The organism is Pseudomonas sp. F3-2 (genome assembly GCF_038804275.1).
Taxonomy (GTDB): Bacteria; Pseudomonadota; Gammaproteobacteria; order Pseudomonadales; family Pseudomonadaceae; genus Aquipseudomonas.
On the sequence record NZ_CP152388.1, the window covers coordinates 153,974 to 175,908 of the forward strand.

The 21,935-nt window shown below is 60.2% G+C and carries 15 protein-coding genes; 1 reads left to right on the forward strand and 14 read right to left on the reverse strand.

Annotated elements, in window-relative coordinates; translation table 11 throughout:
• Positions 1 to 86: 86 nt before the first annotated feature.
• From AAGQ88_RS00715 to AAGQ88_RS00730, 4 genes are all read right to left on the reverse strand, one after another.
• Complete coding sequence (locus AAGQ88_RS00715) at positions 87 to 2,531, reverse strand: TonB-dependent receptor (protein ID WP_342654169.1); 2,445 nt, start codon at positions 2,529 to 2,531, stop codon at positions 87 to 89.
• Positions 2,532 to 2,663: 132 nt separating this feature from the next.
• The gene (locus tag AAGQ88_RS00720) at positions 2,664 to 3,629 is read right to left on the reverse strand and encodes a FecR domain-containing protein (protein WP_342654170.1); all 966 of its coding nucleotides are present in this window, start codon (positions 3,627 to 3,629) and stop codon (positions 2,664 to 2,666) included.
• The gene (locus tag AAGQ88_RS00725) at positions 3,629 to 4,135 is read right to left on the reverse strand and encodes a sigma-70 family RNA polymerase sigma factor (RefSeq protein ID WP_285423651.1); all 507 of its coding nucleotides are present in this window, start codon (positions 4,133 to 4,135) and stop codon (positions 3,629 to 3,631) included. The genes AAGQ88_RS00720 and AAGQ88_RS00725 overlap by 1 nt, the downstream gene beginning before the upstream one ends.
• 210 nt (positions 4,136 to 4,345) lie before the next feature.
• Complete coding sequence (locus AAGQ88_RS00730; RefSeq protein WP_342654171.1) at positions 4,346 to 5,038, reverse strand: HAD-IA family hydrolase; 693 nt, start codon at positions 5,036 to 5,038, stop codon at positions 4,346 to 4,348.
• A gap of 228 nt (positions 5,039 to 5,266) precedes the next feature.
• Between AAGQ88_RS00730 and AAGQ88_RS00735 the strand changes: the two genes are divergently transcribed.
• Positions 5,267 to 6,754, forward strand: coding sequence for a YdgA family protein (locus AAGQ88_RS00735; RefSeq protein ID WP_342654172.1), 1,488 nt, complete (start codon positions 5,267 to 5,269; stop codon positions 6,752 to 6,754).
• 72 nt (positions 6,755 to 6,826) lie between these two features.
• Here the strand turns inward: AAGQ88_RS00735 and AAGQ88_RS00740 are convergent, their stop codons facing one another.
• From AAGQ88_RS00740 to tssE, 10 genes are all read right to left on the reverse strand, one after another.
• Positions 6,827 to 7,957 carry a mechanosensitive ion channel family protein gene (locus AAGQ88_RS00740; RefSeq protein ID WP_093467984.1) on the reverse strand — a complete coding sequence of 377 codons (1,131 nt, stop codon included), beginning with the start codon at positions 7,955 to 7,957 and terminating at the stop codon, positions 6,827 to 6,829.
• Between the two features lie 170 nt (positions 7,958 to 8,127).
• Positions 8,128 to 8,523 carry a hypothetical protein gene (locus tag AAGQ88_RS00745; RefSeq protein WP_342654173.1) on the reverse strand — a complete coding sequence of 132 codons (396 nt, stop codon included), beginning with the start codon at positions 8,521 to 8,523 and terminating at the stop codon, positions 8,128 to 8,130.
• A gap of 59 nt (positions 8,524 to 8,582) precedes the next feature.
• A complete protein-coding gene (locus AAGQ88_RS00750; RefSeq protein WP_342654174.1) occupies positions 8,583 to 8,870 on the reverse strand; it encodes a hypothetical protein in 288 nt (95 codons plus the stop codon).
• Positions 8,871 to 8,879: 9 nt separating this feature from the next.
• Complete coding sequence (locus AAGQ88_RS00755; protein WP_342654175.1) at positions 8,880 to 13,250, reverse strand: RHS repeat-associated core domain-containing protein; 4,371 nt, start codon at positions 13,248 to 13,250, stop codon at positions 8,880 to 8,882.
• 30 nt (positions 13,251 to 13,280) lie between these two features.
• Entirely contained in the window at positions 13,281 to 13,715 is a 435-nt protein-coding gene (locus AAGQ88_RS00760) for a DcrB-related protein (protein ID WP_342654176.1), read from the reverse strand.
• Positions 13,716 to 13,742: 27 nt separating this feature from the next.
• On the reverse strand, positions 13,743 to 15,686 hold the full coding sequence (locus AAGQ88_RS00765; protein ID WP_342654177.1) for a type VI secretion system tip protein VgrG: 1,944 nt from the start codon (positions 15,684 to 15,686) through the stop codon (positions 13,743 to 13,745).
• 60 nt (positions 15,687 to 15,746) lie between these two features.
• Positions 15,747 to 18,425: a type VI secretion system ATPase TssH gene (gene tssH / locus AAGQ88_RS00770; RefSeq protein ID WP_342654178.1), complete on the reverse strand. Its 2,679-nt coding sequence runs from the start codon at positions 18,423 to 18,425 to the stop codon at positions 15,747 to 15,749.
• The gene (tssG, locus tag AAGQ88_RS00775) at positions 18,418 to 19,497 is read right to left on the reverse strand and encodes a type VI secretion system baseplate subunit TssG (RefSeq protein ID WP_342654179.1); all 1,080 of its coding nucleotides are present in this window, start codon (positions 19,495 to 19,497) and stop codon (positions 18,418 to 18,420) included. The genes tssH and tssG overlap by 8 nt, the downstream gene beginning before the upstream one ends.
• Positions 19,461 to 21,320, reverse strand: coding sequence for a type VI secretion system baseplate subunit TssF (tssF, locus tag AAGQ88_RS00780; protein WP_342654180.1), 1,860 nt, complete (start codon positions 21,318 to 21,320; stop codon positions 19,461 to 19,463). Before tssF ends, tssG begins: the two co-directional genes overlap by 37 nt.
• Entirely contained in the window at positions 21,317 to 21,829 is a 513-nt protein-coding gene (tssE, locus tag AAGQ88_RS00785; RefSeq protein WP_342654181.1) for a type VI secretion system baseplate subunit TssE, read from the reverse strand. Before tssE ends, tssF begins: the two co-directional genes overlap by 4 nt.
• Positions 21,830 to 21,935: the final 106 nt, after the last annotated feature.

Below are 21,935 nucleotides of genomic sequence, written 5' to 3' on the forward strand. Positions count from 1 at the left end.
GGTTGCGCTGGATTCTCGACGCCGGCAAGCAAGCCGGAGCGCGTCGGGAATCCCGCTCAGAGAGCTGCGGGACTTGCGCTCAAGGCTTAGAAATCAACGGTCGCCGACACCTTCAACGTCCGCGGCTCACCTTGGGTCAGGTAGTTGTTGGCGGTCGATGCGGAGGCCCAATACGCTTTGTTCGCGACGTTCTCGACGTTGGCGCGCAGCGTGATGTATTTGTCGTCCGCCTTGAAGCCATAACGCGCGCCGAGATCCACCCGCGTCCAGGACGGGATGCTCAAGGTGTTGTCGGCATTGACGTACTCGCCGCCGGTGCGCAGCATCCGCCCGCTCAACGCCGCGCCTTCGATGCCCGGCACATCCCAGTCGGCGCCCAGGTTGTACTGGAAGCGCGGTACGCCGGCCGCGCGATTGCCGTCGGTGGCACCGCCGCTGGTTTTGTCGAGTTCGGTGTGCATGAAGGTTGCACCGGCCAGCAGACGCAAGCCGTCGACAGGCTCGCCGAAGACGTTCATCTCGACGCCTTTGTTGACTTGTTCGCCGTCGACGCTGAATACATTGCTGCGGCTGGTCGAGCTGTTGGGCTGCTCGATGCGGTACACGCCCAGCGTTGCACCGTAAGTGTCCCCATCAAACTTCACGCCCGCTTCAACCTGTTTGCTGCGCTTTGGCGGAAACACCTCGTTGGGATTCGCGGCGCTGGCGGGCGACGTTGGCCCCTGGGCCAGGCCCTCAATGCGGTTGGCGTAGAACGACACATTTTCCCAAGGCTTGACCACCAATCCATACACCGGGGTGGTGATGGATTTGTCGAAGGACGGATTACGCGCCCCGGACGACGTGTTCCACGAGTCGATTTCCATCGTCTGCCGACGCACACCCACGGTCAGCAGCACCCGATCATCGATGAACCCCAGCGTATCGGACACGGCAGCGCTCTTTATGCGGTTTTTACCGACGATCCGCGGATCATGAATGTCGCTGCCAAAGTAGGTGTTGGTCGGCCGGGGAAGCTGCACGGGATCATAAATATTATTCGGCGGACGATTGGCCTGCAGAATCGCCTCGAACGAGGAACGTTGCTCGCCCCAGATGCCTGACAGGCCAAAGTTCATCTGGTGGGTAACCGGACCTGTATTGAAGTGACCGTTCAACCCGGCAATGGCGCTCTTGTTGTCCTCGTCGTGAGGAGAGTAAAGGAAACCGGTCTTGGCCGTGCCGGACTTGTCGCTGACATACAGGGACGAGTATTCGCCGTTCTCACGGGTATGTTTCGCTCCAGCGCCTGCGTAAGCCGTCCAATAGTCGTTCAGGTCGTATTCACCGTTGACCATGCCGTAGGTGTCTTCCAGCTGCGACCACGTCCAGTCTTGAGCGTAATTGTCCTTGGCGGAAGGCGCGTGCGGTACGGCCGTGCCGTTGGGATAAACCACCGAGCGGCCCTGATTGATGCGCTCTTTCTGGTAGCCGAAATCGGTGGACAGACGCAGCCGCTCGCCTCGGTAGTCCAGTGCCACAGCAATCAACTGCGAACGTTTGGTTTCGTCATCAATCGCTGTCTCGCCGCCATGCTGGGCGAGGTTCACGCGGGCGCCGAAACGGTTGTCTTCACCGAACCGCGTGCCCAGGTCCAGGTGGCCACCCACCTGACTGTCGCCGGTGTAGTCCAGCGTCACGCTGCGGGTCGGCTTGTCTTCGGCGCGCTTGGGCACGATGTTGACGCTGCCTCCGATGCCGCTGCCTTGCGGGGCAACACCGTTTACGAAGGCGTTCGGACCCTTGAACAGCTCGACGCGCTCGACCGCCTCAGTGGTGATGATCTGGCGCGGAAGCAGGCCGTACATGCCGTTGAAAGCAATGTCGTCCGTCTGCAGCGGCAAGCCGCGAATCGTGAAGACCTGAGAGAAGTTGCCGAAGCCTGCCGACTGACGCACCGAGGCGTCGTTGAGCAATACGTCGCCCAGCGTTCTGGCCTGCTGATCAGCGATGGTCTTGGAGGTGTAGCTGACCACGCTGAAAGGCACATCTTTGATGTCCTGATTGCCCAGTACGCCGAGCCGAGCCGAGCGCGCGACCTGGCCGCCAGCGTAAGTATCCGCCTGAGCACCCAATTCACCGTCGACAGTCGTCACGCCCAGTTGCACAGCGTCGCCAACGTTGACTTGCGGAGCGACCGTGTAGCCATTGGCGCCGGTGCTGATGAGTGAGAATCCGCTGCCGTTGAGCAGCTGTGCAAAGCCAGATTGCACGGTGTATTCGCCCTGCAAGCCAGCGCTGTTGTGGTCATTGAGCAACTTGGCATCGAACGACAGCGGTACGCCGGACATCGCGGCGAATTGCGCAAGCACATTGCCCAGCGGACCGGGCGCGATGGAATAATTGCGCACCCCGCTGGTTTGTGCAGCCTCTGCCGCCATCACGCTATGGGTCGGCAGCAACGCCGTCAGGACCACGGCCAGACTCAGTGCCTTAACCTTAAAGCGAGTAGGACTCATTCTTGGAGAGTGATGGTGCGGCCTGAAAGTCATTCGGCAATCCTGTCGACGCAAAGAAAGTGTGGGGGTCTCTTGCACACCGAACGACAGGGAAAAAGGTATCAGCGAAAGTCGATATTTTTTGGTATGCAGCCAATCCGGGGCTTGTCAGTCGTGACGACCGGTTCAGCCGCGCGGCTCAACCGCCACCCAATACCGTGTCAGGCTGCTGACGTTGATCGGCATCGTTTGCTGCAACAGGCGCAGGCTGGCGTCGGTATCGCGCAGCGAAAATGCACCGGAAACCCTCAGATCCGCCACCGAATCGTGACAGCGCAAGACACCCGGGCGATAGCGACCCAGCTCCGTCAGCAAGTCCGCCAGGCGCATGTTTGTGGCGACCATCATGCCGTTCTCCCACGTCATGCTCGCCCTATCCAGCGGCTGCACGGGATAGGCGCTGACAGAACCGAACGCGCTTTGCTCGCCTGCCTTGACGATCACCGCCTGACCGCCGCTGACTGGCCGCATTTCCACTGCGCCTTCCACCACCGCCAGGCGACTCATCTGATCCTCGACGCGCACGCTGAAACGCGTGCCCAGCGCCCGGGCCGTGCCGTGCCGCGTCTGAACGATGAGAGGGCGATAGGTCGGCGACGGGTCCTTTGCTGTGGTAATCAGCACTTCGCCGGTGAGCAATTTGATGCGTCGCTCATTGGCGTTGAAAGCGATGTTCAGTGAGCTGCCAGTGTTGATCAGCATTTGCGTGCCATCCGGCAACGTCAGGTTTTTCTGCTCGCCGATGGCGGTGTGCTGATCGGCCATCCATTCCTGCCACGGCAGCTCGCGCTGCGCCAGCCAGATCGCTGGGCCCGCCAGCAGAAACAGGCCGATGCGGTTGAGCGCCTGACGTCTACCGATGCTTTTATTGCGGCCAATGCGTTTGATCGTATCGCTGGCAATCGAGCCTGGCACCGCGCGGAAGTCGCCGATGATGGCTTCTGCCCGCTGCCAGGCCTGAGCATGTTGAGCGCTGCGTCCGCGCCAAAGCGCTACGGCGCGGTGGTCTTCTTCAGTCGCGGCGCCGGATTGCAGCTGCACCAGCCAGTCAGCGGCTTCGCCCAGGATCTGCGGATCGATAGGATGATTCATCACGCCACGCTCAGGCAGGCGAGGAATGCGTCGCGCATGTAGCGCTTGACCGTGATCAGGGACACGTTGAGTTCGCTGGCGATCTGCGCATAGGTCATGCCGTCGATCTGCGACATCAAGAACGCCTGACGTGTCTTTTCCGGCATTTCACGCAGCATGGCGTCGATGCGATACAGCGCTTCGAGAATCAGCCAGCGGGTTTCCGGCGACGGCACTTCAGGCTCAGGCAGGTGGGCAATGGTCTCCAGATACGCGCGCTCGACATCTTGTCGGCGCCAGCGATCGATCACCAGGCCCTTGGCGATGTGCGTCAGCAGCGCACGCGGCTCCGCGCCCAGGTTGGCTGGGCTTTGTCGGGTGAGCAGGCGGATGAACGTGTCATGGGCCAGATCGGCTGCATCGCAGCGATTGCCCAGCTTGCGATCCAGCCAGCGCTGTAGCCAGCCATGGTGTTCGCAATACAGGTTCTGGACATGCAGATTGAGCGATCGATCGATTGACGACATAGGGACCACTAGAACATACCGGGCATCCTTGCCGGATGTAATTAAGAATTGATCGCATTCTATAGTCGACACGAGAGCGCTGGCAATTTCATTCTGCGCAGGCGATATCGTCCGCAAGACGGCTGTTCAAGCAATTCAATGACCGAACAGCCGCGTTGCGAGCGCATTCACAATCTGTGTGCTGCTGGCGTTTTCACACAGCTGGCAGAATCAGTCGCGGTAACCCGGCAGGCCCCAGTCTTCCAGCGGGAATTGCGCCAGTGAATCCAGGATCAGGTCGGCATGGGCATACTGCTCGACGGGCATATGCGAATCCGGAACGGCCACCGCATACATGCCTGCGGTCTTCGCGGCTGTCACGCCGAAAGGCGAGTCCTCGAACACCAGGCAGTCTTTTGGGTCCACGCCCAGGAAGCGAGCGGCGACGAGAAAGATATCCGGCGCAGGTTTGGCAGCTGTCACGTCCTGATGATCAGCCGTCACGACATGCCGAAACAGCTCGAACCACGGACGATGATTGCTCGTTTTCACATTGAAGTAATGAAGCGAGGAGCTGGTGCCCACGGCAATCGGAATATTGTGCTCAGCCAGATGCCGCACCAGAGCCTCGGCCCCAGGCATCGGTTGCGCGTGGGGAAAGCGCTCGTCGAGCATCGGCTGGCGGACGGTCAGGAATTCCTCAGCGGAAATCGGCAATTCCAGAGCGCTGATCACGTAGTCGGCAAAATCCTGTGAGCCACGACCGATGGAATGCTGCTTCACCGCCCAGTCGAAGGTCTTCCCGTGCCAGTTGGCGATGGTGTTGGTCACCTCGGTGTAGATGCCTTCGGTGTCCAGCAACAGGCCATCCATGTCGAAGATCACCGCTTTGATCGGTCCCTTGGGCTTTTGCGCATCGCTCATCTCATCGATCCCGTTTGCAAATTGACGTTCAGCCTAACGTTTCGAGGAACGCTGTGGCTAGGGGCGACTCCCGTTCATCGCGGCTGCAAAACGTCCTCATCAAGTGCTAATCTCGCGGGCTCTCGGCAGCCAGAAATGCTGCCCGGCGCGCGCACCGATGCGCTGAAACCCTGCGGGGTCACGGAAGACACGACCCCTCTTCAAGAACGGACATCTTCGAGTCGACACATGAAAAAATCAGTCAACATTGCCGTAGGCGTCATCGTGGTTGCAGGCGCTCTGGTCACCGCCGGTGCCTGGTATACGGGAGTTCGTCTTGAAGGCGTGCTGGGTGATGTCGTTCAGCAAGGTAACCAGCAGATGCAGGCCGCGCTCGTTGGCCAGGAAGCCAGCGCGAGCATCGAATTGCTGTCACTGGATCGCCATTTTTTCACCAGCACCGCCCATTACAAACTGACGTTCCGCGACCATCAGCTTACTGACGATCAACCCGTGGAACTGTTGTTCGTGGACAACATCGAGCATGGCCCGCTGCCGTGGAGCCGGGTGAAGTCGTTGCAACTGGTGCCGGTCATGGCGGCCAGCAACATGCAGCTGGAAAAGAACATCTACGCCGAGAAATGGTTCGCCATGACCCATGACCAGTCGCCGCTGACGGGCCACTTCAGCATGGGCTACGATCGCGCTGGCTTGGGCCGCATCGACTTTCTGCCATTCGAATTCAGCAATCAGGAAGGAGATTTCAAGTTCTCCGGGCTGACCCTCAACGCCTCAGCCAGCGGCAACGGCGAGAAGCTCGAAGCCAACGGTCTGCTGGGCAGCCTGGATGTCACCGCGACGTCCGAAGAGGGGCCGGTCAAGCTGTCGATGAAAGACTTCACGTTCAACACCGGCGGCACAAAGGGCCAGTCTGGCTTCTACTTGGGCCACAGCGACGCCAGAGTGGGCGCGTTTACATTCCAGGCCGCCGGTCAGCCTGCAATCGAATTCAAAGACTTCGTCAACACCAGCCTGCTGCAGGAAGTGGAAGGCAACCTCAACGCGCAGGTCAGTTACGACGTCGGCAATATCAGCTTCGACGGGCAGAGCATTGGCTCCTCGCAGATGCTCTGGAAGTTTGCCAATTTCGATATCGCCGCGACCAAGTCGCTGTTCCAGCTGTACCAGGAAAAAATCCAGCCACAGGCACAGGCGGCCGCAGCGACAGGCCAGTCCTATACGCCGCATCTGAGCGCAGCGGATCAGGCTCAGATTCAAGCTGAGATCGGCAAGCTGCTGACCGCCAAGCCACACATCGAGCTGGAAAAGTTCTCCCTTAAGACTGCCAGCGGCGAGAGCCATTTCAACCTGTCGATGGACCTGGGCAATCCGAGTTCTCTCGACCAGCCGGGCGCCGCCTTGCTCAAGCAGTTGCTGACCCGCCTGGACGCGCGACTGGTGGTCTCCAAGCCGATGATCCGGGACCTGGCAGCGTTGCAGGCAAAATCGGCGGGCCTGACCGATCCCGCGGCGATTGCCCAGCAAGCCCAGGGCGCCGCCGAATCCGTAGGTGGCATGGCTGTGATGCTGCAGGTGGGCAACGTCGAGGGCGACAACATCGTCTCCAACCTGCATTACGCCGATGACATGGTGGATTTCAACGGCATCAAAATGACCGCCCAGCAGTTCGCAGCGGCGATGATGGGCAAGTTCGTGATGTTCAATCAGGGGCAGTGAGTTCAAGCGGGGCACCGACTCGGCGCCCCGCTGAACATCTCACATCAAGCGCGTCACGCGCCTTGAAGCTGCTCAAACCGGGGGCTGACGGGCAATCTCGGTTGGCGTTTCGTGTCCTTCTCGTTCGGGCTGAACCGTACGCGATGACATCTCGGCGCGCAGCTGCGGCAGATATTGCGGGTATTGCTTGGCGACAAAGCTGATCAGCCGCTCGCGCATGTGGCAGCGGGCGTCCCAACTGCGCGACGAATCGGCCGAACTCAGCAGCACCCGCAGCTGCATGGCTTTGGCGGTGGTGTCCGTGACCTGCAACACGCACACGCGCCCGTCCCACAGATGCGGAATATCCCTGCAGATGCGCTCCGTTTCTTCACGCAACTCTTCCAGCGGCAGTGCGTAATCGACCCATAAGAAGACCGAACCAATCAGGCTCGATGTGCTGCGCGTCCAGTTCTGGAAGGGCTTTTCGATGAAGTACTGCAACGGGATCACCATCCGGCGCTCGTCCCAGATTTTCACCACCACGTACGTGCCGCTGATCTCCTCGATCCGACCCCACTCGCCCTCCACGATGACCACGTCGTCCAGCCGAATCGGTTGAGAGATCGCAATCTGCAGCCCGGCAATCAGGTTACCCAGCACCGGCTTGGCGGCGAAGCCCGCTGCCAGTCCCGCCAGCCCCGCAGACGCCAGCAGACTCGTACCGATCTGCCTGACCGGCGGAAAGCTCATCAGGATCAAGCCCGTCCCGAACAGCAGCACCAGCACGTTCAGGCAGCGAACCAGAACGCGCACCTGCGTCTGAATGCGTCTGGCCTGGAGATTGTCCTCGATATCCAACGGATTGCGGATCGCCACGGCCTCGCCGATCGCTCTCACGCAACTGAGCGCCAGCCAGGTAAAGCCTGCCACCACCAGCATCCCGTTGAGATGCCTGACGCCGTTGATCAACATCAGATCATCCGGCGCGGAAGTCCAGACGGTTTGCAGTGCCAATAACGGGATCAGCCACAAACTGGGCGGCTCGGCGCGCAGTATCAGTTGCTGCGCAAAAACGAAGGAATTGGCGAATCGTCGAAGTACCACCAGTGCGAACCAGCGCCCCAACAGGGCGATGCAGACAGCGGCGGTCGCGGCGATAAGTGTGTTCAGCCATGGCAACGGCAGAGCGTTCAGCCAGGCGTCCGGGAGGACGTGTTCCATACAGGGAGCTCGCTTGGAAGACGGTTCAAAGACAAGAAGTGTGAACCTCCCCGCCGCCCAATCGTTCCCCGGATGCGGGATATTGAGCCGCGTTGGCTTAAGGCTAGGTTCAACGAGGCCCTGCATTCCGGGTTAGTCGGGGGCGTCAGCCAAAGAAAAAACCTGATGTGTCAGAGCTTTTTTACCTTCCAGACTCGACTCGCGGCGGTGAAAGAGATTCCTTTGAAAAAAGAAGCCAACGTCGTCACTTCCTCCCAGGCATAGACACGCGCCGAATTGAGTACCATGGAGCTGTCTTGATTCGAGATCTCTAAAAAATAACGATCTTTTTCATAATCGGCGTAAGCACCCTCTGATAACGCATATCGAGCCGGACGTATCGTGATCACGCAGTCGTCCGCCAAGTACACCGTTTTTTCCAGCTCAGCCACGTCCTGATTCCAAGGGTTTCTGGTGCCAGGCGCTGACTCACCATTGTCAACTAGCAGCGTGTACCAGTGAGCGCTCACCTCGTCCGCTAGCGCTTTCTCCAAATTTGAACTTGAGCGTACAAGGCGCTTTTTCATAACTCTAGTCCATGCACTGAGTTCGGACTTCGGGGGGCTGTGCAGTTAAATTACCGAAATCAGAAAGGTAAAGTCCCTTTGATGGGGCCGAGTTTTTCAATTTCTGCGCCTACCCTTCGCAGGTATTGCAACGCATCTCGTAATTCGGTGAATGTCGTCATTACTTCTTCTGCATAGTCTTCAAAAACATCCAGCTTGGATTCTTCTATTTTCATAAAATAGGTGATGTAAGCGTCTTTCTCTTTTTTAATTGCATATTGGTAAAGATATTGGGTCGATTCGCTTGTGCGGATCTCGTCGTACCCACGTCGCTTTCCTGAATTGAGAGCATTGATCAGGTTGTCCATTGAGGGGCCTCAGCTAGTTATGTCGATGCGGACCATCGTTCCGTCCGCACGTTTGATGTTTATATGTGGGAGTTCGCCGTGTCCTGTTCCTTTTGGATCGTCATGACCAAATACACGTCCGGTCGCTCTGTCGATTGGGTAGTCCTTCCTGTAGCGGACCTTGCCGTCTTTCTTCTTGAACTGCTCCATTTTGAATTTCTTTCTAATACCCGCCGCATCTTGTGAACCAATGCCACGGACTTTCTGAGCGTCAGGAAACGCTTCCATCACAAGTTCGTGAGCTTCACCTTTAGTTTTCACACTCACCGTTGTCTTCTGAGGTCCATTGCGTAGCGCGTCTATGTTTTTGCCACAAGCGGCTAACCCCCAAGGATCCACCCACCCAACCGGATTCGGCGCGTACTGATATAAATTCAGTCCGCCCAGCAACCCGATCGGATCCGGCGTGGTGAAGCGTCCGATATCTGGATCGTAGAACCTGAAGGTGTTGTAGTGCAGTCCGGTCTCGCGATCAAGGTATTGGCCCTGGAACCTTAGGTTTTGCTCCTCGATGAAGTACGGCTCGCGGGTTTCTTCGCAGGTGTTGCCCCAGACGTGATAGCGCGCTTGCCACACGGTGCGGCCGTCGGTTTCGGTGAGTTGTTCGGGCAAGCCGTTCAGGTCGTTGTGGTAGTAGCGAATCGTTTGCAGGGCGCCGCTGCCGTCGATACGGGCGAGGGGTTCGTGGCTGCCGTCTGCATAGACGTACAGGCTGCTCAGGCTGTTGCGCTGTTCGTGCAGCAGACGCAGGCGATCCCACATAAAACGAGTTTCGCCGAGCCGCTGCCCACGCCCGTTGTATTCGCTTTTGCCGATGCGCCGACCCAGTGGGTCGTAGCTCATGCGCACGACATGGCCGTTCGGGTTGTGCACCTCGATCAGTCGGCTTTCTGCGTCGTATGCGAAGCGTTGGATACCGTGACGCATGCTGCGTTTTTCGATCAGCCGCCCGAAGCCGTCGTAGCGATAGCGCTTGTCCTGATAGGTCAGCAATCGGTTATGACGTATCAGGCCCGCCTCTGGATGCGAACCATCGAGCAGGTTGGCCGCAGCGTCGTAGGCAAAGGTTTCATTGTCCCCCCGAATACTGTCCTGACTGGCGATGATTCGGCTTGTCGCATCGTAGTGCAGCAGCGTTCGGCGATCCTGAGGGCGGCTTCGATACAGCCGACCGGTCAGGTTGTCGCACGGATCGTATTGAAACTCTTGGCTGGATTGCGCAGGCAGTTGCGGCGGTTGATGAGTCGGGCGACGCATTCTTGCGCGCAAACGCCCGCAGCGATCGTATTGGCTGCGCGTCGTGATCTGCCCCTGACTGCGCAGCACCTCGCGATGCAGACGATCGCGCTCGAAATCGCTGATGACCTGTCCGTCGAGGTTGATCTGGTGCAGATGACCACTGCCGTAGTGCAGCCGATTGAGCCAACGGCCATCGGGCAAGTGCGTTTGAATCAGATTGCCCAGTTCGTCGTAGTGATGCTGTAACGATCCTCCGGCGCTTCGCTCACCCCGCAGGCGACCCGCCGCATCGTAATCGAAGCCAAGACACTGCTGACCGTTCTGCACATCGGTAAAAGTGACCTCGATAAGCTGATCCAGCGCGTTGTAACGGTATTCGGTGCGGCCATCGGCGGTAATCTTGGCGGTGAGCCGACCTACTGGGTCACGCTCCACCGAATGAACAATCGATGCGGGCATCCGCGGGTCATCATCAGGCGCAGGCAGGTGCTCGACCCGAACCGGATTGTTCAGACCGTCGTAGCTGTAGTGGCGCTGGCTGCCGTCCAGATCCTGTTGCGCGACCAGTCGATCGCCGGCGTCCCAGGCGAAGCGATAGCTTTCACCATTTTCATTACTCAGGGCGTGCAGTCGGCCATAGGCGTCATAACTGAAACGCACCCGGCGATTGTGCGCATCGAGACGCTGGCGCACCTGGCCGCGACGGTCGTACTCATAACGCGTGGTGTGGCCAGCTGGATCGGTATAGCCGGTGAGCAACCCACTGGCATCGCGCAGGTAGTGCTCGACCCGACCATCTGCAAGGTGGCTGCGCAAGAGACGTCCCTGTGCGTCATGCTCAAACGTCGTGCACTCGCCCAGCGCGTCGGTGATGCCTTGCAAGTAGCCGCGCGAGTCGTAGTTGAAGGATGTGGAATAGCCTGAGCAATCCACGTGTTCGGTCAACTGACCGAAATCATTCCAACGCAGTTGCTTGCGTTTGCCGATGGCATCAACGATCTCGACCACCTGACCGCGCTCGTCGTAGCGATAGCGCGTGACGTGGCCCAGGGGATCGGTTTCCCGGGTGCAGTTCCCCCGCGAATCGTAATGGTAGTGCCAGCTGTTGCCCGCGGCGTTCGTTGCCACTCTCGGCAGCGACCAATGCTCCAGCCAGACGGTCGCATCCTGGCGACCCAATGGGTCTTGAGTCCCGATGAGATTGCCTGCGTCGTCATAGCTGTATCGCCATTCTCCGTCGTGTGGATCGACGGCCGAGAGCAACTGCCGCTCGTCATTCCAGATAAACCGCCAGGTCTGGCCCAGCGTGTCTGCGTATTCGGTGATCTGGTGCTGACTGTTCCACAGGCGAGTGCTGCATCGATGCAGGCTGTCGGTGATCCGCGTGCTGCCAGCGTTCAGGTCATAATCAAAGTGGTATTCGTCACCCTCGTCGGTCCAGTGGCGAATCACCCGCCACTCAAGCCCATCGAGCAGCGCCCATTCATAAAAACAGCGCAGGCCCGTCGGCAACCGATGCTCAACCATGCGCCCGCCGGGATCATAGACAAAGTGCCGCTGCACGGCGCCCAGCGCATCACGAACCTCAGCCAGATCACCGCATGCATCGTAGGCATAGCTCGCCAGAAGCTGGCGGGTCTGGTCGTCGAGCGTGCGTACGATGCGCTCGACCCGACTCGGCCACTGTCCGGAATACACCAGCGATACGCGAAGCAGGTCGAACGTATCTCGCAGCTCAATCAGCCTTCCATCACTGTCGTAGTTCAGATAAATACGGTTGTCGTTGCGATCGCCTAACTGGGTGAGGCGCAGGTACGTGGCGTCGCCTGGTGCGGGCTCGAACAGCCGATATATCCCGTCCTGACTTTCGATCAGCAACTGCCCGTCGTCATGCCGCCGCACCGCAAGCCCCTCGCCTGCGCTGAAGACAGCGCCGCCCGGCGGGACAGAGCCCATGTCGATGGACCGAGCTTGCTCATCGATGTAGAGCAGGCGCTCACCGCCGTCTGGATGAACGTCGATACGCACGTTGACTTCGTAGGCGACGCTCCAGCCAGTGCCGAACATCCCGTTTCGGCGTTCATCGCGGCTGTTGTAAAAGCGCTGCCAGTCGATGGGCAGAGTACCTGGCAGCACGAAATCCAGCTCCTCGGCACCGCCCAGGACCTTGGCGCCGGTCGCTGCGTGGACCGGATTTGGCGAGCCAGCGATGGCGTGGGTCAACGCCCCCATCGCCGAACTGACGGCGAAGGCGTTTACACCGCCAAGCAGCATGCAGGGCAGATTGCTCTGAAACGTGCCCCTGCGGCCCTTGAGCATCATCAGCGCGGTGACCGCCAGACCGACGCCGGGCGTCTTGCCGCTGCGGATTTCGCGCACCACGACCTTGCCGCCACCAATGCGCACATTGGGAGAGATCAGCCCCGACGACACGACCGTGGCATCGCACGTGCTGCGGTCGCCGCTGCGCACGGCGGGCTGACCGTTGATGGTGACCTTGGCCGAACCTTCAGCGAGCATTTGCGGCGGCATTGGTGGATGGCGGGTGCAAAGGAGCAGGTCCAGCGGCTTGGGCGCGACGCCCGGCCCGGGTGTCGCAACGGTGGGACGCCACATCTGCGAGAAGAAACCCATGGCCATGTCGAGAAAGCCTGATTCGTCTTCGGGCGTTGCCGCAAGACCATCGGTTTCCGAGCTGCCAGACGAGCCCGCGGCCGCCGGTGTGAACGGTACGCTACCCGCCGCCCTCGCCGCAGGCAGTCCGTTGATGAAGGTGTCGCTGGAGCCGGTAGAAATGTTGGCCTGAACCGTGGCCGGGAACAGCCCGTTACCGATGTCCTCGCATAACGACCCCAAACCTTTATCTGCCCCGGTTTTGCTCATTGCCACGCCGACAACCAGGCCGACCACGGCACCTAGCACGCAAGCGCCGATGCCGCCTGTGGCAATCGTGAGACCGGTCGCTGCAACGACTGCAGCCGTGGCCACTGCACCAATGGCGATGTTCGCAGATACTTCAAGAACCCCGCCGAATACGTCGGCCATCATTGAGGTGTGTGACAACGCATCGCCGACCCGGGCGGCCCAGAGCGCATCAGACATCGGCGACACTCATGAACGAAACCTGACCGCTCATTGGCCGGCGTCGAATTGCAGTGACGCTTTGATCTGCGCCCAGTGCACAGCTTCGGCATCACCCAACGGCTGGGTTTTGACGTAGCTCAGGGCGAGCATTTTGCGGGTCCCGGGGAGTACCAGCGCCAACTGATACTGAAAGATATCCTCGGCGCCTTTGTTGAACTGGCTCCGTAATTCCAGCGCTTCGACTGCCTCCCCAGCGCCGAGCCGAATCAATTGAACGGGCTGATGACGCAGGTTGTCGACTTGTTTTGCCAGCCGCTTGAGCTGGTCATCAAAATTGCTGTGCAAGGTCTCTTCGTCAGTCAGCAGGCTTCGGCTGACGATCAACGACGTCTCCAGCTTCGGGAACGTGAGGATGTTGATCGAGGCGTCCTGCAGCTCAGCGTCGGGCAGGGCGAACTGAAATTCGTTGATGCGATACGTCATGGCGACGGGTTCTCTCAGGCTGGGGTTTTATTGGCCGGGTTTCGGCTCGGGAAACATCGCGTTGACGGCGGCATCGATGCTGCTTTTGTTGCCTTGGCCGTCCGGCGTGGCGCCGGGGCCGCCGCCGATGTTCAAGTGCAGCTGGCCGCCGGTATTGATCTGGGCGCTGCCCTCGGTGTTTACGTTGAGCTGCACGCCTGTAAGGTTGATCTGCCCACTCGCATTGAGCTCCAGCACACTTCTGCCGCAGACCAGACGAAAGTTTTCGCCCACCTCGATCAGGTAACTGCAGCTGACGCTGTCAGCCTTGCGGGCGCCCACCAGCAGAACGTCGTCGTGCTTGACCGCGCGCACTCTGTCCTGACCGATCGTGACCAATTCGTTGTTTGCGACACCTTTACGACGGTCATGCCCCACCCAATGGCTTTCATCCACCTCGACCACGATGTCCTGATTGCGCTCGGCGTGGATGTACAGTTGCTCGGCGCCTTTTTTGTCTTCCATGCGGATTTCGTTGAAGTTGGCAGGCGTGCCGCCTTTGCTCGAGCGGCTCTTCATGCCGCTTTGAGTGGCGTTGGCGGGCAGGTCGTAAGGCACCGCCTGCTCGGCGTTATAGACGCGGCCGGTAATGATCGGCCGGTCGGGATCGCCTTCCAGAAAGCTGACGATGACTTCCTGCCCGATGCGCGGAATCTGCATCGACCCCCAGTTTTTACCGGCCCACGCTTGAGACACGCGAATCCAGCACGAGCTGTTTTCGTTGGATTGGTCGTGACGGTCCCAATGGAAATGCACCTTCACCCGGCCAAATTGGTCGGTCCAGATCTCCTCACCGACGGGGCCGACCACCACGGCTGTCTGCGGCCCTTTGACAATGGGGCGGGCGGTGGTGGGCAGCGGGCGGAAGCTCTGCTGCGCGTCCACGCAGGTCAATGCGCTGTCGAACTGCGCGCCTGCGCAGTGGGCGCCGCTTTCCAGACGCTCTTGGGCAATCTGGTAGCGCGAGCCGACGATCAGGTATTCGCGGTTCTGGTCCTGACGGCTGAATCCAGTCAGGCTGAATACGTGACCGACGCCCAGGCCACGCGCATTGCCGCTCAGTTCGACCCGTTCATGCAGGCTGTGAATCGCCTCGATGCGCGTGCGCGCATAGTGCTCGCCGTCCTCGCTGTCCACGTAGGTGCCGGGATAGTCGTACAGTGGATAGTCGCCGGCGCTGTGTGGCTGCGGTATTTGCGACCGCACGTCGATGCGGGCGCTTGGCCGCTGAAAGTCATAGTCGTTGAGCTCAAGCGAGCCTGGCTGGACCTGCTGGGCCAGATGCCAGTCGCTAATGTGATCGCGCTCGCGATGCTGCCCATCCGGCGGGAAGAACGGTACGAACTCGTAACCGGGTGCTGGAAGATGCGCGCCATAGGCATCGGCCAGCACCAATACATGGCGATCCTTTTCGTGACGGAAGAAGTAGTAGATACCCTCCTGCTCCATCAAGCGGCTGACAAAATCGAAGCTGTTTTCACGGTATTGAACACAGTATTCCCACTCGCGATAAGGCCGGCTGAGGGCGTCTTCGAAGTCGGAAAAACCAAGATCGCGGAACACCTGTTTGATGATCTGCGGGATGCTCAGATGCTGGAAGATCTTGCAGTCGGAGGTGCGAGTCAGCAGCCACAGCCAGGGCCGCAGCGTGACCTGATAGCTGGCGAACTGACCGATGTCGACGTTCTGGCTGCAGCGTGAAACCACCCCATGAAAATAGCGGCTGCCGCCATTACTCAGTTGCAGCGCCACGCTCATCGGCTTGCCCAGCAGCTGGTTCAGGTCGATCGCGTGGTCGCTGGACGTCAACTGCAACTCATACTCGAACAGACGCCCCAGCTCCTCGGCGCCGTCCATGTGTTTCAAGAGCAGGACGTCCGGGCCCAGCGGGCTGCTGACCTGGGCCTGACGCGTTATCTGGGTGAATAGCATGGGTTATCTCAATACCGTTGTGGCCGGCGCAGGGGGCGGGCGGGTCTGTAACAGCGGCGGTCAATCGACATCGCTGAACTGGTAATCCAGGCGGTTATCTCGGACGCGGATCTGCACTTCGGCCATCGGCTTGCCTTCGAGCATTCGGGTCAGGAACTCGCGGCTCATGTCAGGCAGCAATGTGTTGGTGAGGATGGAGTCGATCATTCGCCCGCCGCTTTCGGTTTCGGTGCACCGCGAAACAATCAGGTCAACCACCGTGTCGTCATAGGCAAACGCCACCTTGTGCGTGGCTTCCACTCGGTTTTTGATGCGATCGAGTTGCAGACGGGTGATTGCCTTGAGCATCGCGTCGTTGAGCGGGTAGTACGGGATCGTCACCAGACGCCCCAACAGGGCAGGCGCGAAGATCTCAAGCAGCGGCTCACGCAGGGCTTTAGCGATGTCTTGCGGATTCGGCACGTTCCCGGTGTCCTGGCACAGATGCGAAATCAGCTCAGTCCCGACGTTGGTGGTCAGCAGGATCAGCGTGTTCCTGAAGTCGATCAACCGGCCTTCGCCGTCCTCCATGACGCCCTTGTCAAAGACCTGGAAGAACAGCTCGTGCACGTCCGAATGGGCTTTTTCCACCTCGTCCAGCAGCACGACGCTATACGGTTTGCGCCGCACCGCTTCGGTCAGCACGCCGCCTTCGCCGTAACCGACGTACCCGGGCGGTGCGCCCTTGAGGGTAGAAACGGTGTGGGCTTCCTGAAACTCGCTCATGTTGATAGTGATGAGGTTTTGCTCACCGCCGTACATTGCTTCGGCCAGCGCCAGTGCGGTTTCGGTTTTGCCTACGCCTGAGGTCCCGGCAAGCATGAACACCCCGACGGGTTTGCCCGGATTATCCAGGCGGGCGCGGGAGGTCTGGACACGCTTGGCGATCATCGCCAGCGCGTGGTCCTGTCCGATGATGCGCTTGCTCAGGTAGCGATCAAGATTGAGCACGGTCTGCAGCTCATTGCGCGCCATGCGACCGACCGGAATGCCGGTCCAGTCGGCGACCACTGAGGCCACGGCCTGATAATCAACGGTCGGCTGAATCATCGGGTTTTCGCCCTGCAGGGCACTCAGGCGCGATTGCATGACGATCAGCTTTTCGCGCAGTGCGTGACGCGGGTCTGCGTCGTCATCCGGGTTCGCGACGCCTGCGAGTGCCTGGAGCTGCTCGCGCGTGGCCAGCAGCTCATCCACCTGCGACTTTTCCTCAAGCCAGCGAGTTTCCAGCTCGGCCAGACGTGCGCGCTCGCGGCTCAGGAGGTTGGCGCTGTCCCCGTGACGCGTGCCCGTCTCGACGCCCAGGGCATGTTCTCGCGCGATGATCCGCACCTCGGTTTCCAGCGCCTCAATGCGTCGGCGGCTGTCGTCCACTTCGGCAGGCACCGCATGCAGACTGACAGCAACTCGTGCGCATGCGGTGTCGAGCAGGCTGACGGATTTGTCGGGCAGTTGCCGGGCTGGGATGTAGCGCTGTGAAAGCTTGACCGAGGCTTCCAGCGCCTCGTCGAGAATCTGCACCTGATGGTGATTTTCCATGGCGCTGACAACCCCACGCATCATCAGCAGCGCCTTGTCTTCCGAGGGCTCATCGACCTGCACCACCTGGAAGCGGCGGGTCAGGGCAGGGTCTTTCTCAATGTGCTTTTTGTATTCGGTCCATGTCGTCGCGGCTACCGTGCGTAAGGTGCCACGCGCCAGCGCAGGTTTCAGCAGATTGGCCGCGTCGCCAGTGCCCGCCGGCCCGCCCGCGCCAACCAGCGTATGGGCCTCGTCAATGAACAGAATGATGGGTTTCGGTGATGCCTGAACCTCCTCGATCACGTGGCGCAAACGCTGCTCGAACTCGCCTTTCATGCTTGCGCCTGCCTGCAACAGGCCGACATCCAGACTGCGCAGTTCGACATCTCTGAGCGCGGGCGGAACGTCTCCAGCGACGATGCGCAATGCGAAGCCTTCCGCCACCGCAGTCTTGCCAACCCCGGCCTCGCCAGTAAGGATCGGGTTGTTTTGTCGACGACGCATGAGGATGTCGACCATCTGCCGGATCTCCTCGTCGCGTCCGACAATGCGGTCAAGCTTGCCGCTGCGCGCCAGCTCGGTCAGGTCCACCGTAAAACGCTTGAGCGCTTCCTGCTTGCCCATGACGCTGGGCGCGATCGCGCCGCTGGCCTCACCCGGCGCGGCCCCTGCACTGGAACCATCGCTGGCGCTCAGTGCGTTTTCCGGGGAATCACCTACGTATTCGTCAAAGCGCTCGCTCAACGCCTCGACTTTGATCTTTTCGAACTCGCAAGACAGATCCATCAGCGCGCGACGCAAGCTCGGCGTTTTGAGAATGCCGACCAGCAGATAGCCTGTTCGTACCTGCGCATCGCCAAACATCAAGCTGCCGTAAACCCAACCACGCTCGACCGTTTCCTCGACGTGTGAGGACAGATCAGTGATCGATGTAGAACCTCTTGGCAGGCGATCCAGTGCCTGGGTCAGGTCTTGGGCCAGGCGCGCCGGTTCGACCTCGAACTGCCGCACGATCCGGTGCAGATCCGAGTCCTGCAATTGCAGCAGTTGATGAATCCAGTGGGCCAGTTCCACATATGAATTGCCCCGCAACTTGCAGAACACGGTAGCGGATTCGATGGCCTTGTAACCAAGGCTGTTGAGCTTGCCAAACAGCGCTGCGCGACGGATTTCACCCATATTTCATGCTCCTTGCGTGAGGGTCTTTGGAAGTTGCGGACGGCGGCTGCATCGAGCGCGCCTGTTCGGCGTAATGACGGGCCAGAATCAGGTTCTGGGCATCTTCTGAGGGCTGGCCGAGCCAGGTGTTGAAACCCAGGCGGAACTGGCCGTCGAGCCGTAAGGCGGGGACGTGCGCTTGTCCGAGAATCAGATTCAGGTCCCAGTCCAGCTCATGGCCCAAGTACTCGGCGACCCAGACGACAAGGTGCGCAAAGGCTTCGCCGTCGGGCAGCATGCTCATGTACCCGTCGAGCTTGAGCGGACCAAGGTGCAACCGAAACGTGTGCTGGCGATCCCAGACCTGAGCGCCCAGACAGAAATCGACGCCCAGTTGATTGGCGCTGACTCCCAGGAGACTGCGCTCGGGCAATTCCAGCCACTGGCCGACGTACTCTTCGATTTCAACCGGCAATCCGAAATAGTCCTCCAGAATTGCCTTCAGGCCGTCCGGGTAACGGGTCTGCGCTGCCAGATGGCCGCTGAAGTGCAACTTGGCGGTGTCCGGAATCAGCCCCTGGTCAAGCAGGCTCGGCATGCCGCGACCGCTCAAGGCGGCGAGACGCGCGGCCCAGTAATCATCATCCGGCCGGTCTTGGCTGACGGCAGGTCGTGCTTCGGCCCACGCCCGATAGAACAGGCTGAGCAGGCGATGATGGAAGATGTCGAGAAAACGCTTGCTCGTGCTGTCGGCATGGTTGCGCTGGCGCTCGCGCACGTACTCGGTCAGATGCAGCGGTAATGGGCCATTGGGGCCACCGAGGCCGAAAAAAAGCTGCTCCAGCCGCGCCGGCTTGTCGTCTTCTGCAGGTGTCAGCGCTGCCAGCGTCGAGGGCGCGAAGGCGCAATCGGGTTGCTGGCCCATGCGCAGTGGATCGTCGGCCAGCCGCAGGGAATGGCCCAATCGTGGCAGCTGCGGTGACTGGCATTCGATGCGTCGCAGCGCCTGGAAAAAATCATATTCCCACGGTTCGACTGGTGTAGCGGTGAGCGTGCTCACAGGACCGGACGGCGGCCGGGCTTGGCTTTCCATCGCATGATCTCGCCGCGTTCGCTGGTGCGAATAACGGTCTCCGTAAAACTGTTGATGGATACGTAGCGCGCCACGAAGCGTTCAAACACGGCGCCGAGCAAGAACACACCGGTGCCGCGAAAAGCGTTTTCGTCGAACTCCAGGGTGATTTCCAGTCCGCGCCCGAACGCGATCGGTCCCGGCATCGGCAAGCGACGGGTGCACGCTTTACTGCTGACCTCGCGCAGGCCTTCGATCTGCAAGGCCAACGCGGCGTCATTACTGTCGCCGTATAAGCGGAGCAGTTCGCGAAGCGCAGCCGCACCCTGGCCGTGCTCGCTCAGCGACAGGTAATTCAGCGAAAGCTGACTGATCAGGCGCCAGGCTTTCTGGTCGTGGGCGTGGCTGGCGCGGGGCCGGCTCGGTGCGATCAGGCAACGAATCGACACCACGGGTGCGCTGTCGGCGAGCGTGAAGTCGGTCTTGCCACCGCCGATCGTCATGAACAGCGGCAGGTCGCGATTCGTGCACAGCGCACTGATACCCAATTGGCGCAGGTCGGTGCGCCAAGGCGCTTGATTGCTGTCCGCGAGACTGATGAACGTCTCACTGCCCACGTAGGTTGAGCGTGTGCCGGTGCGACGCTGCTCACTGGACAGCACGCGGTGCTCACGACGCAGGGTGTAAAAGGCGGTGTTGCGCCCATAGCGTGAGGGATCGCGCACGGCGTAGAACGGAAGGAACGGCTGTTCAGGCCCGGCGCCGTGCCCGGTCACGCCGGTGATCGAGTGAATTTCGAAATCCATCGGCCGCGTTCGATCGGCGATGACATGATGCTCGTTGACTCGATCAGACACGTGAACTCGGTCGACGCGTCGCGCAAACAGGTTGATCGCCGGTGTGCAGAACGGCACAAACTGTTGAGGCCCGACACTTCCTTCCAGGCTCTGGTCAAATCGGTCGAAAAGTACGACCAGTTCCAGCTCTTGACCTGCGCACCGGCTTACCGCTGTGCCGAGCCCCGTGACGTCGACGAACAGGTAGCGTTGCGGCAGCGCGAAGTATTCCTGCAGCAGCCGATAACCCTGAAATGCTTGCGGGACCACAGGCATCGCCGCCTCGCGGTCATCGAAACCGCAGGGCTTCAATGCGTCGACAGGCAGGCGCTCGATCCACTCGCCGTCGGGCTGGCGCGCAAATGCCGCGCAGGCATTGCCGAGCAATTGCTCGTACAGCTTGAAGGGCTGCTCATCCGCGCCGTTGAGATAGAGCGGCAGATGTTCGAGGCCCAAGCTGTTGATCGGCAATTCTGCGCCCGTACGCAGCGTGAGGCGCAGTCCAGCCTTGGCTCTCGGCTCGCCGGCGGCCACTCTGCCCAGTACGGTCGCGGGATTGCCGAAATACTCAGCCTGACTGACCTTCAACGGCCACAGGGTTACAGGATGAGCGCTGCGGTATTCGCAGGATGTCTGGGAGTCGCGGCCTAGCGTGGCGCGTAGAATGCTGTCGCGAGGCAGGGTGAAGCCACTGCTCAAGGAGCCGTCATCCGGGTCGATCTGCATCTGCACCACAGTCATCGACGGTGTCGGCGCGAGGTAGTGCGGGTAGGCGATTTCCAGCAAGTTGTGGGTGAATGTCGGGTATTCGGCATCGAGTTTGAGCTGCACCCGAGCCGTGAGATACGCAAAGCCTTCCAGCAGGCGCTCGACGTAAGGGTCGGCGCATTCGATCCCGGACAGCGTCAGGCGCCCGGCGATCTTCGGGTATTCCCTGGCAAACTCCGCCGCACTTTCGCGCACGTGCAGCAACTCCTGGTTGTACAACTCCAGCAGGCGCGGATTCATGGGCGCCTCCGTTGTTCGGCCGGGGCGACCTGTACATGACCGGACTCCAGGTCCAGGTCGGTGCGAAGCAACAGTGGTAACGCAACCGGCTGGGCCCACAGATCGCCTTCGATCTCGAAACTCAACGCGTTGTGGTTCATTCGATTGGGCGCGGCCTGAGCGCGAACGCGCAGCGTGTGCCGCAGAATCCGGGGCTCGAACGTGGCGATGGCTTGATGAATCAGCCGTTCCAGAAGGCTGACGTCTATGTTCGACGCGCTGGTCCCGGTGAGCGGAGGCAGGCCGAAATTCACCACTGACGTGCCCGCCTGCGTGTTCAGCGTGGCATCGGCGTCCAACAGCGAAGTGGTGTTGAGCAGCCACGTCAGGTCACGCAATACCGACGCCTTCAACTGGTTCAGGGTGAGGACGCGTCTATCGGCGCCTTCTTGAAGATTGCCGGGCTCGTTATCGGTCAGACGATCGAGGAGTGAAGGCTGCAGACGCTCACGCAGGGTCAGGCTGTTCACCCGTTGAGCTGCCAGGTGAAGTCTTTTTGATCCCAAAACCGAGGCAGACATGCAACCCGGCGTATGGACGCTGTTTCTATCATGTCTTTCCAGTATCGGATGGGCT